The 22,328-nt window shown below is 30.9% G+C and carries 25 protein-coding genes; all 25 read right to left on the bottom strand.

Annotated elements, in window-relative coordinates; translation table 11 throughout:
* Positions 1 to 165: 165 nt before the first annotated feature.
* Positions 166 to 984 (bottom strand): diguanylate cyclase, encoded by an 819-nt coding sequence (locus ACXX80_RS13980; protein ID WP_458553724.1) that lies wholly within the window; start codon positions 982 to 984, stop codon positions 166 to 168.
* Between the two features lie 168 nt (positions 985 to 1,152).
* Positions 1,153 to 1,491, bottom strand: a complete 339-nt coding sequence (locus ACXX80_RS13975) for a hypothetical protein (RefSeq protein WP_458553723.1) — start codon at positions 1,489 to 1,491, stop codon at positions 1,153 to 1,155.
* A 1-nt stretch (position 1,492) separates the two neighbouring features.
* Positions 1,493 to 1,840 carry a hypothetical protein gene (locus tag ACXX80_RS13970; RefSeq protein ID WP_458553721.1) on the bottom strand — a complete coding sequence of 116 codons (348 nt, stop codon included), beginning with the start codon at positions 1,838 to 1,840 and terminating at the stop codon, positions 1,493 to 1,495.
* A 53-nt stretch (positions 1,841 to 1,893) separates the two neighbouring features.
* Positions 1,894 to 2,226: a YtxH domain-containing protein gene (locus ACXX80_RS13965; protein WP_282728456.1), complete on the bottom strand. Its 333-nt coding sequence runs from the start codon at positions 2,224 to 2,226 to the stop codon at positions 1,894 to 1,896.
* A gap of 31 nt (positions 2,227 to 2,257) precedes the next feature.
* Positions 2,258 to 2,410, bottom strand: a complete 153-nt coding sequence (locus ACXX80_RS13960; RefSeq protein WP_315207628.1) for a lmo0937 family membrane protein — start codon at positions 2,408 to 2,410, stop codon at positions 2,258 to 2,260.
* A 65-nt stretch (positions 2,411 to 2,475) separates the two neighbouring features.
* Complete coding sequence (locus ACXX80_RS13955; protein ID WP_315207626.1) at positions 2,476 to 2,628, bottom strand: lmo0937 family membrane protein; 153 nt, start codon at positions 2,626 to 2,628, stop codon at positions 2,476 to 2,478.
* Positions 2,629 to 2,661: 33 nt separating this feature from the next.
* Positions 2,662 to 3,285, bottom strand: a complete 624-nt coding sequence (locus tag ACXX80_RS13950) for a porin family protein (protein WP_458553719.1) — start codon at positions 3,283 to 3,285, stop codon at positions 2,662 to 2,664.
* A gap of 187 nt (positions 3,286 to 3,472) precedes the next feature.
* Positions 3,473 to 3,934, bottom strand: a complete 462-nt coding sequence (locus tag ACXX80_RS13945; RefSeq protein WP_458553717.1) for a sll1863 family stress response protein — start codon at positions 3,932 to 3,934, stop codon at positions 3,473 to 3,475.
* A 170-nt stretch (positions 3,935 to 4,104) separates the two neighbouring features.
* Positions 4,105 to 4,290, bottom strand: a complete 186-nt coding sequence (locus ACXX80_RS13940; protein WP_458553715.1) for a CsbD family protein — start codon at positions 4,288 to 4,290, stop codon at positions 4,105 to 4,107.
* Between the two features lie 178 nt (positions 4,291 to 4,468).
* Complete coding sequence (locus tag ACXX80_RS13935) at positions 4,469 to 4,690, bottom strand: hypothetical protein (protein WP_458553714.1); 222 nt, start codon at positions 4,688 to 4,690, stop codon at positions 4,469 to 4,471.
* 167 nt (positions 4,691 to 4,857) lie between these two features.
* Positions 4,858 to 5,622 carry a DUF4382 domain-containing protein gene (locus ACXX80_RS13930; protein WP_458553712.1) on the bottom strand — a complete coding sequence of 255 codons (765 nt, stop codon included), beginning with the start codon at positions 5,620 to 5,622 and terminating at the stop codon, positions 4,858 to 4,860.
* Between the two features lie 193 nt (positions 5,623 to 5,815).
* A complete protein-coding gene (locus tag ACXX80_RS13925) occupies positions 5,816 to 6,700 on the bottom strand; it encodes an MlaD family protein (protein WP_315207611.1) in 885 nt (294 codons plus the stop codon).
* 18 nt (positions 6,701 to 6,718) lie between these two features.
* Entirely contained in the window at positions 6,719 to 7,495 is a 777-nt protein-coding gene (locus ACXX80_RS13920; protein ID WP_417991908.1) for an ABC transporter ATP-binding protein, read from the bottom strand.
* 1 nt (position 7,496) lies between these two features.
* On the bottom strand, positions 7,497 to 8,255 hold the full coding sequence (locus ACXX80_RS13915; RefSeq protein ID WP_417991992.1) for an MlaE family ABC transporter permease: 759 nt from the start codon (positions 8,253 to 8,255) through the stop codon (positions 7,497 to 7,499).
* A 103-nt stretch (positions 8,256 to 8,358) separates the two neighbouring features.
* Positions 8,359 to 8,814 (bottom strand): PA2169 family four-helix-bundle protein, encoded by a 456-nt coding sequence (locus ACXX80_RS13910; RefSeq protein WP_458553710.1) that lies wholly within the window; start codon positions 8,812 to 8,814, stop codon positions 8,359 to 8,361.
* 168 nt (positions 8,815 to 8,982) lie between these two features.
* Positions 8,983 to 9,204 (bottom strand): YidH family protein, encoded by a 222-nt coding sequence (locus ACXX80_RS13905; RefSeq protein ID WP_417991907.1) that lies wholly within the window; start codon positions 9,202 to 9,204, stop codon positions 8,983 to 8,985.
* Positions 9,205 to 9,248: 44 nt separating this feature from the next.
* A complete protein-coding gene (locus ACXX80_RS13900) occupies positions 9,249 to 9,632 on the bottom strand; it encodes a hypothetical protein (protein WP_458553708.1) in 384 nt (127 codons plus the stop codon).
* 140 nt (positions 9,633 to 9,772) lie between these two features.
* Positions 9,773 to 12,175 carry a glycosyltransferase gene (locus tag ACXX80_RS13895; RefSeq protein ID WP_458553707.1) on the bottom strand — a complete coding sequence of 801 codons (2,403 nt, stop codon included), beginning with the start codon at positions 12,173 to 12,175 and terminating at the stop codon, positions 9,773 to 9,775.
* On the bottom strand, positions 12,168 to 13,211 hold the full coding sequence (locus ACXX80_RS13890; RefSeq protein ID WP_458553705.1) for a glycoside hydrolase family 130 protein: 1,044 nt from the start codon (positions 13,209 to 13,211) through the stop codon (positions 12,168 to 12,170). The genes ACXX80_RS13895 and ACXX80_RS13890 overlap by 8 nt, the downstream gene beginning before the upstream one ends.
* Before the next feature lie 407 nt (positions 13,212 to 13,618).
* A complete protein-coding gene (locus ACXX80_RS13885; protein WP_417991903.1) occupies positions 13,619 to 14,092 on the bottom strand; it encodes a Dps family protein in 474 nt (157 codons plus the stop codon).
* A gap of 250 nt (positions 14,093 to 14,342) precedes the next feature.
* Positions 14,343 to 15,404, bottom strand: coding sequence for a class I fructose-bisphosphate aldolase (locus ACXX80_RS13880; protein WP_458553703.1), 1,062 nt, complete (start codon positions 15,402 to 15,404; stop codon positions 14,343 to 14,345).
* 56 nt (positions 15,405 to 15,460) lie between these two features.
* Complete coding sequence (locus ACXX80_RS13875; protein ID WP_458553702.1) at positions 15,461 to 16,549, bottom strand: alkene reductase; 1,089 nt, start codon at positions 16,547 to 16,549, stop codon at positions 15,461 to 15,463.
* Between the two features lie 363 nt (positions 16,550 to 16,912).
* Positions 16,913 to 17,248 carry a DUF892 family protein gene (locus ACXX80_RS13870; RefSeq protein ID WP_458553700.1) on the bottom strand — a complete coding sequence of 112 codons (336 nt, stop codon included), beginning with the start codon at positions 17,246 to 17,248 and terminating at the stop codon, positions 16,913 to 16,915.
* 349 nt (positions 17,249 to 17,597) lie between these two features.
* A complete protein-coding gene (locus ACXX80_RS13865) occupies positions 17,598 to 17,792 on the bottom strand; it encodes a hypothetical protein (protein WP_315207589.1) in 195 nt (64 codons plus the stop codon).
* Between the two features lie 289 nt (positions 17,793 to 18,081).
* The gene (locus tag ACXX80_RS13860) at positions 18,082 to 22,257 is read right to left on the bottom strand and encodes a CheR family methyltransferase (RefSeq protein WP_458553698.1); all 4,176 of its coding nucleotides are present in this window, start codon (positions 22,255 to 22,257) and stop codon (positions 18,082 to 18,084) included.
* Positions 22,258 to 22,328 lie beyond the last annotated feature (71 nt).

Genomic DNA, 22,328 nt, shown 5'->3' with positions numbered 1-22,328 from the left:
TGACTACAAATAGATTGTAGCAGAAACATTTTGAAGAAAAATACTTTCATGGATTCGATAAAAAAGCATAAAAAAAAGGTCCAACTTTAATGAAAAGTTGAACCCTGTTGTTTTGAATTTACACAATTTTTAGATTGTGCATTATTAAAGTACTTTGTGAAATTTTTATTTAAATGCATTTTTCCCTTTTTCACCCAGATTAAAGATAAATTCAGTAAGTTCTTTTGTAAAAGCATCAAGACTCAAAGCAGATTGTTTAATGTAATCTAAAGATTCTTCTAACTCATCGGGTGAATTGACAGATTGTTGATGTAGCAAATAAGATAAACCTAAAATATTAGCAATGGGTTGTCTCACTTTATGGGAAGTTATAAACATCATTTCCTCCAATCCTTTTATATATTCTATTTGGTATTCTTCGGCTTTTTTAAGTTCTTGATTCGCAAGGATTAATTCAGCTGACCGCTTTTCTTTTTCGTCGTTCTGAAAAAGAAGTTCTCTGTTAGCAATAATCAATTCTGCAGCACGTTTTTCTTTTTCCTGATTTTGAAATGCAAGCTCTCTGTTAGCAATAATCAATTCTGCAGCACGTTTTTCCTTTTCCTGATTTTGAAATGCAAGTTCTTTATTAGCAATAATCAATTCAGCAGCACGTTTTTCTTTTTCTAAGTTTTGAAAAACAAGTTCTTTATTGGCAATAATCAATTCAGCGGCACGTTTTTCTTTTTCTAAGTTTTGAAAAGCAAGTTCTTCATTGGCAATAATCAATTCAGCAGCACGTTTTTCTTTTTCTAAGTTTTGAAAAATAAGTTCTTTATTGGCAATAATCAATTCAGCGGCACGTTTTTCTTTTTCTTGATTTTGAAACGCAAGCTCTTTATTGGCTATGATTAATTCAGCAGCACGTTTTTCCTTTTCTAAGTTTTGAAAAGTAAGATCTCTGTTTACTAATATTAGCGCTTCTTTTTTTAATCTTTTTTCCATGCTCTTTCAAATTAGTTTTCAAAATAGATTATCCTAAATACAATAAATGATCCAGTTAGATCTTTTGTTTTTGAGCTTATGTAAGAAAGAACAAACAAATAGTTTATATCTGATTTATGTAATTATTGTATTCGAATAAATCAATTCGAAACAAAAGTATAAGCGTAGTTATAATTTTGAAGCCTCGGAATGCTTTGTTACAACATTAGTGATTACAAATTGTAACATCGTTCCTAATATTCTCTTGATGGGATTGTGAGTTGATCCTAACAATACTTTTTTAGTTAAGTACCCTGTAGTCATACCAACAATATTATTGAGTATGTTCCCTTTAATTTCTGGAGAGGTTGCCATAAGGCCAAAAGCATTTTTTATAAGATTTAAAGGTTTTAAACTTTCAATGGTATAATGATACTGATCTTTTAGTTGTACTAATTCGTCAGCTTGTTTCATTTTCATTAATAAGATAGTTTCCTTAAGAATTTCTGTTTGGTTTATCTTTTCCATACTAACTTTTTTTTAGCATTTTAATAATAATAAAATTGCTGATTGGCATTTTAATCCATTCATCTTTAAATATGTAAAGAATGATTGTAATTAGTAAATAGAAACTCGATACTATAAAAAAGCCATAATATACTTTTCCAACTAATTCACCAATCCATAAGGAAAGGCCAATATTTACCAAAAAAGCAAACATTGCAAAAACAATAGAAATTGTTAATCGAGAGAGTAAAGAAGACAAGACATCGGCAGTTTTGTCTACTACATTTAACTTCGCCAATTCTACTGTTGTTCTAGTGTAATCCTCTGCTCTTTCAAAAAGCATTTCTATTGTTGTTGCGTTGTTTTCCATGATATAATTTGTAAACGTACTTTGTATTGAAATTTTAATAGCTAAATATCGTATTAGATACTTGTGTTTTTTATTTCGTTTTTTGCATCGTAAAATTTTGATTTCCCTTCAGAAAGTAACGTTTCACCTTCATGTTTTGCATCATCAAATTTTGATTTTCCTTGAGCGATTAAATTTTCGCCCTCGCTCCAAATTTTCTCATACTTTTTATTTATTGTTCCCAATAAAGTATCTAATTTGTCTTTTAATTCATCAGCATAATCGTTGCTCTTATCCATAATTTTTTTTCTTGTTTTGTCCCCTTTTTCGGGTGCAAACAATACTCCTAATAATGCTCCAACGGCTACGCCTCCTAAAACTCCTAATATTATTTTATCTGCTTTCATAATTATGTATTTTATTGTTTTATTATTTGATTTATATGCTTCTACCTTGTATTAGTCTAAATAGTATTGCAATTACTGCAATAACAAGAAGTACGTGTATAATTGATCCTAAGCTGAATGCAAAGAACCCAATAGCCCAAAAAATGACTAAAATTACTGCGATTGTGTAAAGAAGATTGCCCATGATTTCTAGTTTTTAGTGATTTATATTTTGTTTGTTGTTTATATTTTAATTAATAGGTAAAAGCATTAGATTTTTCTTCCTTGTATAATTCTAAATATAACTGCAATAACTGCAATAACTAGAAGTATATGAATAATTGATCCTGCGCTGTATGCAAAGAATCCAATAGCCCAAAAAAGGACTAAAATTACTGCTATTGTGTAAAGTAAATTGCTCATAATTTTTAGGTTTTAATGATTAATTATTGTTTTTTAGTTTAATCTCAATCCTACGTATACGTTAAAAACACTATTTTTTGCGTCTGACGAAGTAAAGCTATTGTCTTTTCCTATTTTAGTTAAACCATAATTGTAACGAACACCAAAGTTTACTACATCAAAATCGAGTCCTAGACCACCAGATATTCCAGCATCAATTTTGTTGAAATCATCAGTGTCTAATTCGCTTTCAGAGGATCCAAAATTCGAATCATTTTTTGTTTTTCCACTAACCATAAACGCTGCGTATGGACCTATATGTACATTAAAATTATCAGTCAAATTAGCAACTAATAAAACAGGTACTTCAATATAATTGATATTGAATTTTGATGTTCCTTGAACTACTCCGTTATCGTATATTTGCTCAGAACCTTTTGTTGTGTAATTAATTTCAGGCTGAATTGCAATACTATTTGTAACTGGGAATTTAGCGTATAAACCAGCATTGAAACCTGTAAGTATATTACTGTCGTCTACATTATCTGTATAAAAATTAGAAAAGTTTAGTCCACCTTTAAAACCATAAGATGGGGTTTTTTCTTGCGCTTGTGCGCTGGTAAAGCTCATGAAACTTAATACTAATGAAGCAAAAAATATTTTGTTTGAATTTTTCATTTTAATTGTTTTTGTTATTGAATTATTATACTACAAATATCAGCATCTTATGGACAAACTTTGTTACAATACTTTTTGTTAAGTTTACATTATTCACACCTTAAATGATTTATTATCAGATATTTTTTAAATAAAAAAAGAATCAGCCAAAAAAAAGACGAGATAAAAAACTCGTCTTTTTAATGTACTATTTGTTGTCTATCGTCAGGTTTTTCAAAGCCTCTCCAAGTTCATCCATGTCGCGATTGTATTCCTGTTTAAAAGATTCCCAATCACTTTTGGAATCATTTTTATACGTTTCAATCTTAATTTTTATGTCATTATTTTTTTGCTCTAAAGCGTCAATTTTTTGAGCATATTCTTCATCGATTGATTTTCCGGTTTTTTTTATACTGGCTTTCATCTGTGCTATTCTCATTTCATTTTCAGCAATTGTTGAATTAGTACTTGCTTTGAATGCATTCCATTCTTTTTCAGTTGCTATTTTTCGGGCATCTGATAATTCTTCTTTTGCATCATCAAGATTTTCTCTTGCATCCTCTACATTATCTTTAGCAGCTTCTTCTTTTTTTGAAGAATTTTGACATCCTGTTAAAACGGTTCCAGCCATGAAGGTTGTAATTGCAAGGGTAAAAAGTGTCTTTTTCATTTTATGTAGTTTAATATTAAATTTTTTGATGTGATTAGAAATTTTTGTTTAACCATTTTATAATTCAAACTAAAAGAATTTAGTACTGCTAGTTTGAATTATGCAACGGTATTAACTAAAGTAAATAATGTAATAATAGGGGCAAACAAGGTTTTATTTGAAACAAATTATTAGATGGATTCAATAATTTTAAGAATTTCTTCTTTGGTTTTACCCAATTTAATTTGGAGTTTTCCTATCATTTCTTCTTTTTTACCTTCTGTGAAAAGTAAATCATTATCGGTCAAAGCTGCAAATTTTTCTTTTAATTTTCCTTTTTGCTCTTCCCAATTTCCTGTTAGTTCTATTGAATTCATTTTTTTTGTATGTATCGTATGCGAAATAATTTTCACTTTACAAAGTTGACGAGTTTAAAGCCTAAATCAGTTATATAACTTTGATGATTAGTTGTTATATTCACTGGTTTTATAGAAAGATCAATGAAAAAGGAGTGTGCAATAATATCATATTTGATTATTATATCAATAAACTGTTTTATTGATTTGAATCGTGCTTATGATTTGGAATGTATTTTTTCAATATGTTTTCTAGTGATTCATAATAATCCGTTAGTGTTTTAATATTTATTTCGGGATTTGAAATATCAGGAATAGTTACGGGCATCTCAGACAAATATTTAGATAATTCGGGATAATAATTCCGAATTTTCATAGTAATTCCAAGAATAGCGTCATTAAGTTCTTTTTCTGTTTTCATGATGAATTAAATTTTAAGATTATTTGGTTAGGCACTCTTTATTTTATTGTAAAAAATAATATCATTAAAAACATCGCATTATGTAATGATGTTTTTAATGATTTTAAATGTATTAGGTTGTTAATAATGTTGCTTTTGTATTATAAAGCAGCATTTATACAATCATCTTATAATATAATAAAAGTGCCTATATCAGTTGTTATACCGGCTGTAACTACGACATTATTTTTTGTTACAGCCAATAACGGTAGAGCAGGAGTTATGGTAATAGTGTACGTTCCAGGAGGAAGTCCCATTACTAGGAAGTCCCCATTTTCATTTACATTACTTGTATAGCTTACTGCTGTTGATGAGGTTGCTTCAACTACTGCCATTGTTCCTATTGGAGTAATTTTACCTTTTATAGAACCGCTAATAGCTTTTTCTATTGTTCTAATGACCGGTTTCAATTGGTACTCGCCATTTCCTAATTTAACCACTGATTTATTGGCATCAAAATCTAAAAGGACTGTATATAATATTCCTTCTTGCAGTGTTTGGTTAACTTGAAGTTTTAATCCGCTTTGTTCCGCACTTGGCGTACTCAAAGGATAACTTACACCATTAAGAACTACTGTATTATCAGCACCTAGAATAAGTCTTATTTGTTTCACTGAAGAAATTTCAAGTGAATCAGTTGCAAGTAATGTATCGAAACCATTAGAAAATTCTAGTAAGTTATAAATACCTTTTTCTACATTAAGTGCTACAGTTTTACCGTCATCTCCTATAACTTCCACACCTTGTATGTCTACATTCACTTCATCATAAGGACCGGGAGCATCAGTCAATTTTACTGCATACGGGTAACTCGCTTTTGTATCATCATTGTTACAAGAATAAATTAATAATCCAAGCATGATGAAAGACAGAATAAATTTTATTTTTTTCATTTTCATTTAAAGGTTCGAAATATTTATAGTTTTGTAAAGATACTCCGTGCTTTAAAATCAAATGTTACATGACTTTATTAAAAAATTGTAGGATTCTCACTTTTAGGTATTTAAAAATAAGTATTTTATAAATTTAGTGTGCCTTAGGGTAACTATTTTGAGATATTACTATTGAGGGTTATATTTCAAAAGACTATTTTATTGTATCAAATTTTGCACCTATATTTAATTCCTTTTTCATTTCTATTTCCTCTTGATTTTCCAGATCATCCAGTTTTTTCTCTTCAGCTTTTTTCTTTTTGTTAAAATAGCCTCTTAACAGGAAATTATGCTTTGCAGCTTCTATAACTTCATTAAGTCCTTCAGTTCCTGTTTTTACATTTGTTAAAGTAGAGTCAATCATTCGACCCATTTTTTCATCACTCACTAATTTTGAAAGTGCTCCTTTACCATCATTCATTTTGACAGTAAATTTTTTAAATTCATTTGAACTGTTTTCAAGATTTGTAACCATGTTTTTTATACTGTTTCCAAATTCTTCATCAGAGACTAATTTAGATAAAGCGCCATTTCCGTTGTTCATGCTATAACTGAACTGAGCAAGTTGAGCTGTAATTACACCTGCATTATCAACACTCTTTTTGACGCTGACCATTAAATCTTCCATTTCTATAGCTTGCTTTGAAGCAATATTATCATTGTCTTCTACAATTACTTTAGAGTTTTTCCCAGACGATATTACTAGGACTTTATCTCCCATTAAACCATCAGAACTGATACTTGCAATAGCATCTTTCTTGATGTATTTACGAACTTCTTCTTTTATGACTAATTTAATCACCACAGAAGTATCCGTAAGAAATTCAATTTCTTCGACAGTACCTATGTTAATACCCGAAAAACGAACATTATTCCCTACTTCTAGTCCATTCACCGAATTAAATTTTGAATTCAATTCAAATGTAGATCCAAATAAATTTTTCTGTTTTCCAACAAAATATATTGTTGTAACAAAAAGTGCCAACCCTATGATTACAAACATTCCTAATTTCCATTGATATCCAGATTCTTTATTCATTTTATATTTTTTTATTGGTTATAGGAAAAAAGAACGAACCCATTCGTCATCACTTTTTTCTAGTTCTTCGTAAGTTCCTTCGGTATGTATTACACCATCTTTTAGAATTACAAGCCGATCAGCAGTGTGTTTTGCACAAGCCATATCATGGGTAATAATAATCGAAGATGTTTTATGTTTTTTTTGGATTTCTAATAACAATTCGCTGATTTCTCTTGAAGTTATCGTGTCTAATCCAGTGGTAGGTTCATCATATAATATTATTTCAGGTTTGAGAATAAGAGTTCTCGCAAGTCCAATTCTTTTGCGCATTCCTCCTGATAATTCCGATGGCATTTTATCAATTGCTTCGCTTAAACCTACGCTTTCCAAAACGTCTTTTATTTGATTTTCTAATTCTTCAGCAGATAAATCTTTAGCATGTCGTTTCAGCGTAAATCCTAGATTTTCTCGAACACTCATGGAATCATACAACGCTGCATTTTGAAAAAGAAAACCTATGCGGACTCTTATTTCATTAAGCTCAGTGTTATCTATTTTTGTGATATCAGTGCCAAATACATTTATTTCACCTTCGTCAGCAACTACTAAACCAACTATACATTTTATAGTTATTGATTTTCCAGAACCTGATTTTCCCAATACCACTAAATTTTCTCCTTTATTTACAGAGAAAGTAACTCCTTTTAACACTTCATTACTCCCGAAGGATTTATAAAGTTCTTTTATTTCTATAACTGGATCATTAGTTTTAGAAATAGGAGTAGGAGTGGTTGTTGTTATTTCTTGTATCATTTTAGAAAAATAAATCAGTTATTTGTACGGCAAGCATATCAATAATAAATATTGTTAATGAAGCACTAACTACGGCTGAGTTAGCCGCTTTTCCAACACTTTCAGTTCCATTAGCCGCATTAAACCCTTTATAGCAGCCAATCATTCCAATAAAGAAACCAAAGAAAAAAGTTTTCATAGTCGCCGGAAAAATATCTAAAAAAGTAATGGATTCTAAAACTTGTGAGAGGTAACGATACATATTAACATCACTATGAATATTTATACCTACATATCCTCCTATAATCCCAATACCATCGGCATAAATCACTAAAAGCGGAATCATAAGCGTTGTGGCTAAAATCCTTGTAACAACTAGATATTTATACGGGTTTATTGCCGAAACTTCCATTGCATCTATTTGTTCTGTCACTTTCATAGAACCTAATTCAGCACCAATACCGGATGAAACTTTACCAGCACAAATCAAAGCGGTAATTACGGGGGCAATTTCCCGTATTAATGAAAGTGCAACCATACTAGGCAACCAGGATTCTGCACCAAACTTGGCTAATGTTGGTCTTGATTGTAGCGTAAGTACTAAACCCATTATAAATCCCGTGATGGTAACTAGTGGCAAAGATTTATACCCAATAACGTAACATTGTTTTATGAATTCCTTGATTTCATAAGGAGGCCTAATTACTTCTTTGAAAAAACGCGATGCAAATAATGTAATTTTGCCTACGTCATTAAAAGTTTCTTTCAAATAGCTGATTATACTTTCTTTTTTGGCGGCTATTATACTATTCATTGGTCTTTGTGTTTTTTATGGATGCGAATTAAGTATTGACTTAAAGGAAATTAGAAAAAAAATATTTGCTTTAAGACAACATTAAATCTCCTAACTTTTTTACCTTATCATGATGCGCAGTTAAAAGAATTTGCTGTGATTTAACTATGATAAGAAGCTCAGCGGTAAGATGATCAAAATTATCAGCCAAGGTTTCTTTATAGCTTTTTATAGCTACAAATTCTTTATATTCCAGGGTATTCAAAATATCTTCTCGGTCTTTATCAATAAGACTTGCTTTGAGATTTATCCAAAGTCTCACAAAAAAGCTATTTTTTTTAATTATATCCACAGGAATTCCACCCATTTTTTGAACTTCTTCTGCCAGTTTTGATTTAAAAATTTTACTTGTTTGTTGGAACTCACAAAACAAATCTTTTAAATCACTTTCTTCGGTAACTATTGCTGCAGTTTCATAAACTTGAATTCTATCATTATTGATTTCAATAAGATTATTTAGTACTACAATTGATTTCTCTTTATTCATCTTATTATACTTTAAGAATAACTAAACTTAGCTTCTATTTTACGAGGCTTTATATAAGATAATCTGCTTTGCAAAATTCTTTATAATTGCAGCTAAATGTGTTATATAACTTTTATATAATGTTGCATTATTCACACATTCAATAATTTAAAACTCTGATTATCAGAATTAAGCTTCTTTTTTATTGCTTGCCACGATTAAAACGACACCACCAACAGCAAGTATAATTCCTATAATTGGAGACCAACTTATAGGATGATTAACTTCCTTGTTGATTTGAATTGGACCTATATCCACTACTTTTTCTGTTGTTACATAATTAAAACTGGTGTACAGTAACATAATTATTCCTAAAACAATCATGACGATTCCTATGGTTCTTATTTTCATTTTTAAAAGTTTTTAAGTTGATTTATAATTGTATAAAGTTTTGATTATGCTCTTGAAAAGTATTCTTTGACAAAATTATGTTGCTGATTTTCGTCCATTTTATCAGTGTCTTTAATTTCGAATTTAATTTTTAAAAAACGGGTGTCTTCGCTCAAGAGATCAAAGAGTTCTATTTTTGCATCAGTTGGTCCAAAAAGAATTACGCGTTTGTAATTTTTTATGGATTCTCCAATTTTTTTATAGTATTCAAAAAGTTGTTTTTTCTCTTTACTAAAATTTGAATTTTCAGATTTCGCTAAACTTTCAATTTTTTCCTGATTGTCAAGTTCGGATTCAATGGTTTCTATTTCAAAATGCTTATTGGTAAATTCTATTAAATGAGCCATAGAATGATCCATCCAGATGCCTAATTTTTTTGTTGTTTTCATAGTTTTTTTTTTAGTACTGTATAATAGAACTGTTATTATAATTAATCAATTACAATAGTTTAAAGTTCAGTCATTTAGTCTAAAAAAATATTATATCACTATAGCTAAAGATTACATAATTTACATATTTGTAAATTATATTAATGAGTAAGATTCATTTTTATTGAAGGTAATTTTGCTGACTTATTTGGATTTCCAATATGTACGGGAATAGTTTTCCCTTCTATTCTTAAAGATTTTTCTATGGTTAATCGTGCCATCAAATAGCTCACTGTTGACTCCGCACCTTGATTTAGATTTATATAATCCTCTTCTAATCCGTCATAACATCCTCCAGTACAAGGATTGTAAATAATCTGGTGCAAATGATTGTTTCCTAGAAACCAGTTAAAAGCAGTTTCCATTTTTTCGAGGTATTCCTCATTTTTAAAAACAGTAGCAAATTTTCCTAACGCCAGAATAGTATATGCCACATCAATAGGTTGTTCGCCGCCTATAGGACTTGGAACCAATTGATTTTCTTTTTTCAGCCATCCTTTATTAGAAATTACCTGAATCCTGTTTTCTATAAAAATTTTGGAAAGAAGAAAGTCAAAGGATGATTTTGCAACTTCTTTATAAATTAATTTGTCTGTGGCTAACCAAGCACAAAGCATCGCTTCCGGCAAAATGCTGTTGCCATAAGTAAGATAACTTTCAAACCAATCCCACTCCTTATCTGCTTCATGTTTGTACATTTGCACTAACCTGTTAGCTAATTTCTTAATTATCGCAATGTTTTGTTGTGACGCGCTTTTTGTATTGTAGTAATAGACTCCTTTGATTATGAAACCCATTGTTCGTGTGGAGTGAAATTCAAAAACATTTTCTAATGCACTTTCCATGGTAAGAGCAGCATCTTTAGCTAATTCTTCGGGAAGAATGTCGCTAATTGAATTTAGATAACCTAAAGCCCAAATAGCTCTTCCATTTGAGTCTTCTAAGTTTGTTTTGTAATTTTGTTTTGTGAAATTATATTCTTCATTTATATAATTTAGAAAATATCCATTAGGTTGCAAACAATATTTTATAAAATCGAAATAGATCTGTATGTATTTTAAATCATTATAATCCTTTGTCAATTCATATTGTTGGCATAATGCTACCATGGCTCTCGCATTGTCATCTAATGTATATCCCGAATCAATATCTGGTTGATTGATTTTTGAAAATTGAATCATTCCAAAATCAGTTGTTAGCTTTTTAATATGATCTAGATTAACTTTTGGAAGTTTATACTGTAAGTTGAAGTTTTTCTGTCCAATTTTTTCAAATAACATTGCATGAGCAATTGCCGCATTTTCCCAAGCGGTAGGAGCAATTCTGTGTATCCCGTTTGAACCCATATTTTTTCTTAACGGTTCATCAAGCAATAGCATATTTGTTTTTTCAGCTAATTGTTTTGGATTGTCAAAATCAATAATAATTCCGACATCATTCTTCAATACTTCACAGGCATGGGGAATAGGAGTTGAAATAATTGGGCAGCCACAACTGATAGCATACGAAAAAGTACCACTTACTGCTTGATTTGGGTCTTTGGAAGTAAACAGGTAAATATCAGTAAGTTGTAAGTATTCTAAAAGTTCAGCTAAAGGCAGAAAATGATTTATAAATTGAACATGCTCCTGAAGTTCTAAGTCTTTAATCTTAGCTTGAAGCATCAAACGGTATTTTTCACCTTCTTCTTTTACCACTGAAGGATGGGTTTTTCCAATAATTAAAAAGACCACATCTTTATTCTTTTTTACTATTCTAGGCAATGCTTCTAAAGTAGTTTCAATGCTTTTTCCAGAGCTTAATAACCCAAAAGTCGAAAGAATTTTTTTCCCTTCTAATTGGTATTTTATTTTTAATTCCTCTTTATCAGAATGAGGAACTAAATGAGTTCCGTGCTGAATTATTGTTATTTTATTTATTGCGATGCCATAATCTTTAACTAATAACTCCGCAGCTGAATTTGTCATTACAATTACTGAATGTGCTTCTTCTGCTATATTTTGAACATTTATTTTTAATGATGGATTTGGTCTGGGAAGTACGGTATGGAAAACAATAATTACAGGTTTTTGAAGTGTTTTTGTAAACTGTTTTAAACTAGCTTCATTGTTTTTAAATAATCCAAATTCATGCTGAATCAACACCATTTGTAAATTATTATTAATATTAATTTGATTTGCCAAATTGATAAAGGCATTCGGATGATCTGTATTGAGAACGTATTTTATAGCATCAGTATAATTATGTTGCTCATTATTCGATTCCAAAGGACAAATTTTTATTTTAAAAGAATTCTGAAATTTATTATTCAGTGCTTTAATCAAATCTTGAGAATACGTTGCAATACCACATTCTCTTGGAGGATATGTTGTTATAAATAATATTTCAGGCAACTCTTTTTTTGTGTCTTGTTGCAGTGAATTATTTAACACATTTCCATAAGTTTTCTTTGAAATATTTATGGATTGTATATTTTGACGTTTAAGGATGATTTTATTAATCATGATCTATAGTGTTTAGCATTAATTCTTTAAGTAATTCAGATTGATTAAGAGAGGCACAGCCAATGCGCTTATCAGCCGCACCATAATAGATATAGAGCGTATCATCAAATAAAGCCGTGCCTGATGGGAAGCATACATTATTTACATCTCCTTTTAATTCCCAACTTAGTTCAGGTTTAAATAGAGGATAGGGTAATCGCGCAATTTCTTTTTGAGGATTCTTTAAGTCAAGTAATGATGCACAGGCGGAATAAACAAAGCCTTTTATAGTATCTTCTACACCGTGATAGATTAATAACCAACCAAATTCCGTTTCAATAGGAGGGCAGCCTCCTCCGATGTAGCTTGATTCATGGTCGTATTTTGGTGCTAAAAGAATAGTATCTTCAAAATCCATAAAGTAATTTTCCCAAAATTCAGGAGTGAGTTCCGCTATTTCATTTACAGTAACAACAATTTGGATATCAGGCTTTATTCGATGTAAAAAGCAAAGCATTCCATTAATTCTTCTTGGGAAGAAAATTAAATTTTTATCCCAAAGGAGCACTTTTCCTCCATCTTTTCTTCGCACGGCTCTCTGTCGATTATAGCGAAAGTATTTTTCACTTTTTGGTTTATGAGATTCAGAGAGTTCAACAAATTCCTGATAAGTTATTTGTGCCACGATTACGCCTTGTTTTTCCCATTTGATTAAATCTTTGGACAAAGCCAAAGCACCTAAAGCATTTATACCATCATAGGCAGTATAAGTTAGATAATATAAATCATCGATTTTTACAATGCGCGGATCTTCAACACCATGAGACTCATAATCAAATTCAGGGATAATAACTGGGGTCTCGTTTCGGTTGTCAATAGTAAGTGGTCCGTCTAATTTACAGTAACCAATACTTGAAAAATTCCCATTGTTTACTGCCCTGTAAAAGAGATGGACATTATTTCCTTCTTTTATTGATGCAGGATTTAGCACAGCTTCATTTTCAAAATCGAGTGCCGTTTTTTGAATTACAATGCCTTCTTTTTTAACTGCTACCATAGTAATTGTTTTTGAAAAAGATTATTTGATAATCCTTAAGTGAAATTATGTTTTTGGACAATGCATATTCTTAACTAAGAATATAAAGGTCGATTTCTTATCCCTGAAATGTGTTATATAAATTTTTAAATTACTTATACTATTCACAGTTTTAGACACTAAGACTGTTATGTTTTTTATCAAAAAAGAAGATTTTAATTATTGGAACCAAAAAGGGCTATTGTAAAAACAATAGCCCTTTAACAAACCCAAAAAAACCAACCTAACCTTACTATTTTTATAAATCTACTGTTGTTGTAGATTTATCTTCCTCAATTTTTTTAGGAGTTATTTTACCAACTCTACAATGACTTCTTGAAGCTGAATAAACTTCGTTTTCTGAATTTTCCATTTGTTTATGTTTTCTATTATTCTAAATATCTTCTTAGTGTCCAAGCCATTGTTTCGTGTGCTTCCATTAAACCAGTAAGGAAATCAGCAGTTCCTGCATCCTTATTTTCTTCGGCACTTATATCAACATCTTTTCTAAGATGAATAATAACTGTTTCATGATCTTCTAATAATTCTGTAACCATTTCTTTTTGAGATGGGTAATGATTAGGCGACTCTTTAATTATAGTTAAATCTGAAAACTCTTTCATTGTACCAATAGTTTTCCCTCCTAATTTGCCGATGCGCTCTGCTATTTCATCTATTGAAGCTTCCAGTTGTGTATATTGACCTTCAAATAATTTGTGAAATTCCATAAAACTTTCGCCAGAAACATTCCAATGAAATTTTCTTAATTTAACATATAGTGTCATTTCATTTGCTAAAACTGATGATAGGATAGAAATGCTATTTTTTAAATGCGCTTGTGTAATTCCAATTTGTGGTTTCATATTTTCTATATTTTATTATTTAATAGATGCTACTTTTTAAGTATTTGTAGACGTTTTTTGAAATTATTTCAACTGTGCGCAACAATTAGTAAAGTATTATAATATTACAAAGGTCATTTTATTCCTATCTAAAAGTATTATAAAATTTTAAAAATAAGTTACATGATTCACACTTTTGGTGGTGTAAAAGCTATATAGTCAGTGTTTTGGTTTATTATTAAAGTTTTTGATCCATTTATAAAATCATGTGTTATGCAATAGAAACTTCTTTAGCCAGGTAAATTTCCTGAACAACATTTATCAGTTTTACGCCTTCGCCAAAGGGGCGTTGGAAAGCTTTCCGGCCCATAATCATTCCGGCACCGCCAGCTCGTTTGTTAATGACCGCAGTTTTTATGGCTTCAGCCAAATCAGTTTTGCCTTTAGATTCCCCTCCGGAATTAATCATACTGATTCGCCCAGAGAAACAGTTCATTACCTGATAGCGGCATAAGTCTATGGGATGATTGCTGGCTAGTTTGGTATACATATCAGGATTTGTTTTGGCAAATTTTATTGCCGTAAAACCGCCGTTATTAGTAGGTAGCTTTTGTTTAATAATATCAGCCTGAATGGAAACACCTAAGTAATTGGCTTGACCGGTAATATCAGCAGCGGTATTATAATCGACACCGTCTTTTACGAACCCATCATTTCTCGAGTAACACCAGAGTATGGTTGCCATACCTAAATTATGAGCTTCTTCAAAAGCTTTTGCTACTGCTATAATTTGTCTGTCTGATTCGGCTGAGCCAAAGTAAACAGTTGCGCCCACAGCTACTGCTCCAATATTCCAAGCGTCACGAACACTTCCAAACATGATTTGATCGTATTTATTGGGATAGGTTAGGAGTTCATTGTGATTGATTTTTACCACAAACGGAATTTTATGCGCATATTTTCTGGATAAAAGTGCAAGTCCTCCCATTGTAGAAGCCACTGCGTTACAACCTGCTTCAATCGCTAATTTTACAATATTCTCAGGGTCAAAATAAATAGGGTTTGGAGAAAATGAACTTCCTGCTGTATGTTCAACTCCTTGGTCTACTGGTAAAATAGAAATATAGCCGGTACTTGAAAGTCGCCCATGATGGTATAATTGTGTCAAACTTCGGATCGTTTGGCCGTTTCGATTACTGGATAAAAAAACAGTATCGATATGAGAGGGATTGGGCAAATGAATTTGATCCTTCGAAATTGTTTTACAGACATGACTCAATAAAGAGTCTTTTTCATTGCCTAATAAAGCTAATAATTGTGCTATATCTTTCATTTACCTTAGATTTAAAATGATTTGAAACAATGTTTAGCATTCAACATATTCTTTTATCAACCTTTATAAACGGGATAATCAGTATATCCTTTCTCATCAGCTGTATAAAACAAATCCATATCAAGGTCTTGTGATAAAGGCCAATTATTTTCAAATCGTTCCACTAAATCAGGATTATTTATATAGGGACGACCAAAAGCGACCAAATCTGTAAGTCCGCTTTCAATAACTTCTTCGGCGCTTTCTTTATTATAACCACCACAAAGGATTAGCGTATTTTTGAAATTATGACGAATCAATTTTTTGATTTCCAAAGGAACTTCCGGTGCTCCCATAGCGGAATGATCTACAAGATGAATGTATGCTATTTCCAGCTTGTTCAGTTCTTTAGATAAATAATCATAAGTAGCCTCTATTTCAGGATAATGCGGCATGTCACTTGCTACTCCATAAGGTGATAAACGAATACCCGTTTTTTCTTTTCCAATAGCTAGTGCAACTGCAGTGGCAACTTCAATAACAAAACGGCATCTGTTTTCAATGCTTCCACCATAAACGTCTGTTCTAATATTACTTACGGGCGAAAGAAATTCTTCCAGTAAATATCCATTTGCTCCATGCAGTTCTACACCATCAAAACCCGCTAATAAAGCATTTTTTGCAGCGGTTACATATTCTTCTTTTGCATTCAAAATGTCTTGGGCAGTCATTTCTTTTGGTACTGAAAAATCTTGAAACCCATGTGAATCAGTCCACATTTGCCCCGCTGCTTTTACTTGAGAAGGTGCTAATATCTCCGCTTCTTTAGACATATTAAGCGGATGGCTAATTCTTCCGGAATGCATTAATTGAATGATTATTTTACCTCCTTTTTCATGAACTGCGCTGGTGATTTTTTTCCAATCTTCAATTTGTGGGGTATTAAAAAGTCCAGGAATTCGAGCATATCCAAGACCGTTTGGTGACGGAGAAGTTCCTTCTGTTATGATCAATCCGGCACTTGCGCGCTGCTGATAATATTTTGCCATTAATTCATTAGGAATGTTTCCAATTGCTCTACATCGTGTCATGGGAGCCATAACAATTCGATTTTTTAAATCAATAGAACCTACTTTTTTTGGTGTGAATAATGGATTTGTTTTCATGTTTTTAAAACTTAAAAATTTGATATAAAGATAATTATATTTAATGGTATCTTTATTGGAAAAGAAATAAATTAATTACTAAAATGCCTTAAATGAGGTTATTATAAGCTTAAAAACAATTCTATTCATGCAGTTTAAATTGCACAAATAAAATTGCTCTTAAAAATTAAGTTAGATACTATTGTCTTTTAAAATATTCTGATTAACAGGTATCAAGCTCGTGTACCACTTCGTTGGTCATAGGCGGAAGGTTGGAAAACCCCTATGTTCTTGATGCTGTTGCGCCAACCTGGCAAACCAGAAAACAGACTATCTAACAAAATAGCAGTATTGTTTTATACATCTGGACTATTACTGATTTATTTATCCTTTAGGTGTAATTGATCCATACATTGCATCATATTTTAGTATAATATCTGTTTCGCCAATTGAACAAAAAAAATCTTCTAATCGTTTTAGATGATCTAAAGTGAATTGTAAATGTACTTTGAGTGCATCGACTACTTCATCAGTACTTGCATTCTTAATCATTACAGGTATAGATAGCATTAGTGCTTTTTCACTAAAGTAAATTTCTTTTAACTCGTCTACAAAAATATTGCGACAATTATCTTTTGTCTCAGGTATAGTATTTTCTGAATTTCCTTTACCTTCTTGCAACTTTATTTTTTTAATAGTTTTGGTGGCTGTACTTTTCATCAGTTTCTATTTAATTATTGTTTAGTAAAATTCCGTTTTTAAATCTAAAATTCATTATATAATTTTTACAATGAGTTGTAAGATTCACTTATATACTATTCTAAAAAAGGAGGATTTAATAAATAAAATGAGATATTTTGCACTGTAGAAATAACTTCTCTCGACTGTTATAAAAAGCGGAGAGAAGCTATCGTAGCTATAATTTGCAACGATTTAATTCTAAATTTGTTTGAGAAATTTTTAATGCACTATTAGGAAAATAAAGATTAAAAGCTAATCTAAATTATTTTGTTCCCCAGTTTAAAGGTGTTAAATATCAAAAAATATTGGTAAAAACAATGTTGTAATTTTATGATTCGTCTTTAGTTGTACGAACCAAGCTAATTCCTGAAACAAAGAAAATAATACCAAGTACGCCGTAAATAATTAGTGATTTAACATCTGTCATGTCGCCAGATGTTCCAGCAAATAATATTGCGGTATAAATAAGTCCACCTATTCCAAGTGCCGTAAGTAATGCTCCAAAGATTCTTTTAAGATTCATAATTTTATTTTTTAAAGATTGATTTTGTAATTTATTTTCATATTTAACTTTCGATGTCTACTTGATTAAAAGAGAAATGGTTCGAGTATTTTTTTTCTCAAACATTTGTGCTTTAGTTAATTACAAAGCAAATGTATTTCGGTTAGACAGTAAAAGTGTTACATAATTGTCAATAAAAGTTATATCATTCACACACTTCAAAAAAGGGAATCTAATATTAGGGATTAATGTTGCATTAAAAAAGAATTTGAGAACTGCTAAAGACCTTTTTAATTTATTTAATAGGATTTTATTTTGTCAGCTCAACAATTTTTGCAAATAGTAATTTTTCATCGATGGGTTTAGCAATATAATCATCCATTCCTACAGCTTTACATTTTTCTAAATCAACTGTTGTAACATCCGCAGTTAAGGCAATGATAGGGATTTTTAAATTCATAGTATTACGAATGTATTCTGTAGTTTCAAACCCATTCATCACAGGCATTTGTAAGTCCATTAGAACAATATCATATGATTTTTCCAGAAGTTTTTCAATAGCAATTTTTCCATTATCAGCTATATCACGCTCAAATCCAAAATCATCCAAAATGGTTTTCATTAATAGTTGATTGAGCGGCATATCTTCTACAACCAATATTTTTATGTTTTTCACTTCAGTATTTAATTCTTTTAGGGTAGTTTCTAATTCAGCATCTATTTTAGTTTTTTGAAAAGGCAAAGTAAAACTAAATGTAGAACCTTCATTAATTTGGCTTTTTACACGAATATTACCTCCTTGTGATGTTACCAGTTGTTTAACAATGGCGAGTCCTAAACCTGTACCTCCATAAAGACTTGAAGTTCCGTTAGTAGCTTGTTGAAAGTTTTCAAATATTAAATCAATATTGTCCTTTGGAATTCCAATTCCACTATCAGTGATTGCAAATTCAATAATTACTTTTTCTTCATCTTCAAATAATAAATTGACACTGACCTCAATTTTGCCTTGAGAAGTAAATTTCACGGCATTGCTGACTAAATTCAAAATAATCTGGTGTAATCGGATAGAATCTCCTAAAAGAACAGCAGGTATTTTTTTGTCATAACTAGTAACTAATTTTAAATTTTTTTCTTTAATTTTTGTCTCAAATAATTGAAGCATTGAAGTTACAGAAACTTCCATTTTGAAAGGCTTTTGTTCAAAAGTCATTTTACCGGCATCGACTTTTGCTAAATCAAGTATGTCATTAATCAATGCAATTAATGTATCGCCACTCATTTTTATGGCATTTAGATATTCTTTTTGTTTCTCAGATAAATCTGTTTTTAATATTACTCTGGTAAATCCAATGATTGCATTCATAGGAGTACGTATTTCGTGACTCATATTGGACAAAAATTGTTGTTTTGATTTCATCGCATCTTCTGCAATTCGTGTTGCTTCTTCTGCTTTACTTTTAGCTTCTTCAGCTATTAAAGTTGCCAATTCTGCAAATACTTTTGATTCTATTAATTCTGACTCAATTCTTTTTTGATCTGTTACGTCTCGGGCAACAATAACTGCACCCAGAACATTTCCATTATCATCCTTGTAAACGGATCCGTTTAATAATACATCAGTGCTCTTACCATTTTTGTGAACGAGCTTGAGTGGAGAGTTGTTAATAAAGCCTTTAGCAAATACATCTTGATAAATTGCGCGTGCTTTTTCTGGTTCAGTAAAATAGCCAAAGAAATCAGTTCCTTTTAATTTTTCACGAGATATACCTGTAATATTTACTGTAGCTCGATTCATATCTGTAATCTTTCCTTCATTACTGATTGTAATTAAAGGGTCAAGACTTGCTTCAATTAGATTAAGAAAATATTTTTCTTTTAGATAATAACGAGAACGGTCCGTAATATCTTCTATAGCTAGAAGAATCAATTGTTCGCTGTTTGTTTTTTGAATAATCAAATGAGCATTGAGTAGCATTATTCTTTCCCCAATTCCAGAAAAAGTGTGCGTTACTTCAAAATTTTCGAAACTACTGTTTTTCGAAAGTATTTCATTTAAAACCTGACGCAGTTTTATTATGTTCCATTGTTTATTGCCTAGATCAAATAATAATTTACCTTCCGTTTCGTCTTTGTCGACCAGAAATTTTTTATAAAAAGATTTATTAGCTGATATTACATGAAAATTTTTATTCAAAATAAGCATTGGCTCATGTATAGTAGCAATAATTGCTTCAGAATACTCATGTGATTCTATCAATAAATCATGTCGCATTTGTAATTCTTGATTGGTCGAAATAAGCTCTTCATTAGTGGCTTCAATTTCTTCTTTTGAAGTCTCTAGTTCTTCATTCAAGGTTTGAAATTCTTCATTTGACGAAACTATTTCTTCATTTGCAGACTGTAATTCCTCATAAATAGTTTCTTGCGATTCAATGATTGAAATCATTTCTGTACGAGTACTATTTAACTCTTCGGTCAGTTTTTTTATTTTTAAGTCTTTGAGTGTTGTATTATTTTTGTTGTCAGAATCACTATCGATAAATTTTTCTATCAATTCCTGAGGTTTAAAAACAATAAGCAGTAAGGGTTCATCCCACTCAATTTTAAGGGGACAAACTTCAAAAGACATCAATCTTAAAACGGAATCTATTTTTATTTCAATGCCTGATTTGTATACGGTTTGTTTAGTTTCTATTACTTTATTAATCGCATTGCGAAGTTCAAAAGCAAATTCAGGCCGTGCCATTTTTAAGATATTAAGACTGGCTTTGCCCGAAGCATGTTCTAGGTAGGAAGAAACGGGACCTCTAAACTGCAAGATTTCCATGTCCTTATTAACTACTGCACATGCAGGCATGTAATTAGAAAGAAGCGTAGTATCAATAGCGTTTTCTAAATTTTCTTGATTCACACTTGTGTTTTTAGAGGAAACATTTGCTTTTTTACTGGACATATTAGTACGCGTAAAACGAGGTGTTAATTCAAGTATCTTTCTCACTCCCAAATTATTTTTTCGCGAAAAGATTTTAAATTTATTATTTAATAGAGTGAAAAGTTGTGATGATGTTCCTATACTTTCTGCTTTGCCAAGCATTAAAAATCCTCCATCATTCAAGGCAAAGTGTAGGGATGTAAAGACTTTTTTTTGTGCAGCTGAATCAAAATAAATAAGAAGATTACAGCAACTCACAAAATCCATACGTGAAAAAGGAGGATCGCGCAAAATATTGTGAGGTGCAAATATGCACATTTCACGAAGTTCTTTTATAATGCGATAATTATCACCTTCTTTAGTAAAAAAACGGGACAAATACTTTTTAGGAATACCATCGATATCACTTTGCGAATATTCTCCTATTCGAGCATCCCTTATTGCTTCCTCGCTTAAATCAGTTGCGAAAATTTGAACAGGTATCTTATTCGTTTTATTTTCCTGTAATTCGTTAATAATCATTGCAATAGAATAAGCTTCTTGTCCTTTTGAGCAGGCGGGAACCCATATTCTCAGCGTATCTTCTGAAGATTTAGTATCTAAAAGCTTAGGAAAAAGATTCGTTTTTAAAAATTTGAAGGTTTCAGTTTCTCTAAAAAAACTGGTTACATTAATTAGTAAGTCAGTATAAAGAATTTCAATTTCATTATTTTTATTAAGTAAAAGTTTTACATATTCCTCTACTGTTTTTATTCCATATTGCTGCATTTTATGGTTTACCCGTCTCTTGATGGTGGGCATCTTATAATGACTAAAATCTACTCCGGTTTGTTTGAGTAAAAGTTCAAAAATGGTATTTAAATCATAGCTGTTATTTTTAACGGCAATTTCATCTTTTTTATCTTTTTGTTTAGCATCATTTTTAAGAATACCGTTTTTAGCGATGCGAATTATTTCAGTGGCAATTTCTTCAGGAGATAAAATATAGTCTACCGCACCTGCAGCGATAGCAGATTGAGGCATACTGCTGGCTTTTGCGGTATCGTCTTGTGCAAAGGTTATTCCTCCAGCATCTTTAATCGCTTTGAGCCCAATCCTACCGTCACTGGCATAACCTGAAAGTACGACACCTATAACATTTGCTTTGTGAGTTTCAGCTAATGAGGAAAAAAGAAAGTCTATGGTGAGGTTAGGAGCATTTTTTTTAATACGTGGAAGCAATTGAATATGCCCATTTATTACCTCAATTACTTTATTAGGAGGAATTATATATACATTATTGGGTTCCATTTTTTCCATGTTATCAATTTCCTGTACTTTCATTTCAGTAATCTTAGAAAGAATTGTAGTAAGTAAACTTTTATGGTCAGGACTTAAGTGTTGGACATAAATATATGCCATACCGGTATCCGAAGGTAATTTTTTTAATAAAAGACTAAAAGCTTCCAGTCCTCCAGCTGAGGCGCCTATAGCTACAACAGTAAAAGATTTTTTTTTGATTTCTTTTTCTGATGCTAATTTTTTAGGAGTGGGCTTTTCGACTAATTTCATTTTTAGGTCTGTATTTTAAATTCATAGTTTGGATTGCGAACTATAAATTTTATTAAAATTATTTCTGTAAC

Source organism: Flavobacterium sp. GNP002 (genome assembly GCF_054343795.1).
Note: the sequence above shows the minus strand (reverse complement) of the source record. Positions and strands in the feature narration are given on the sequence as shown.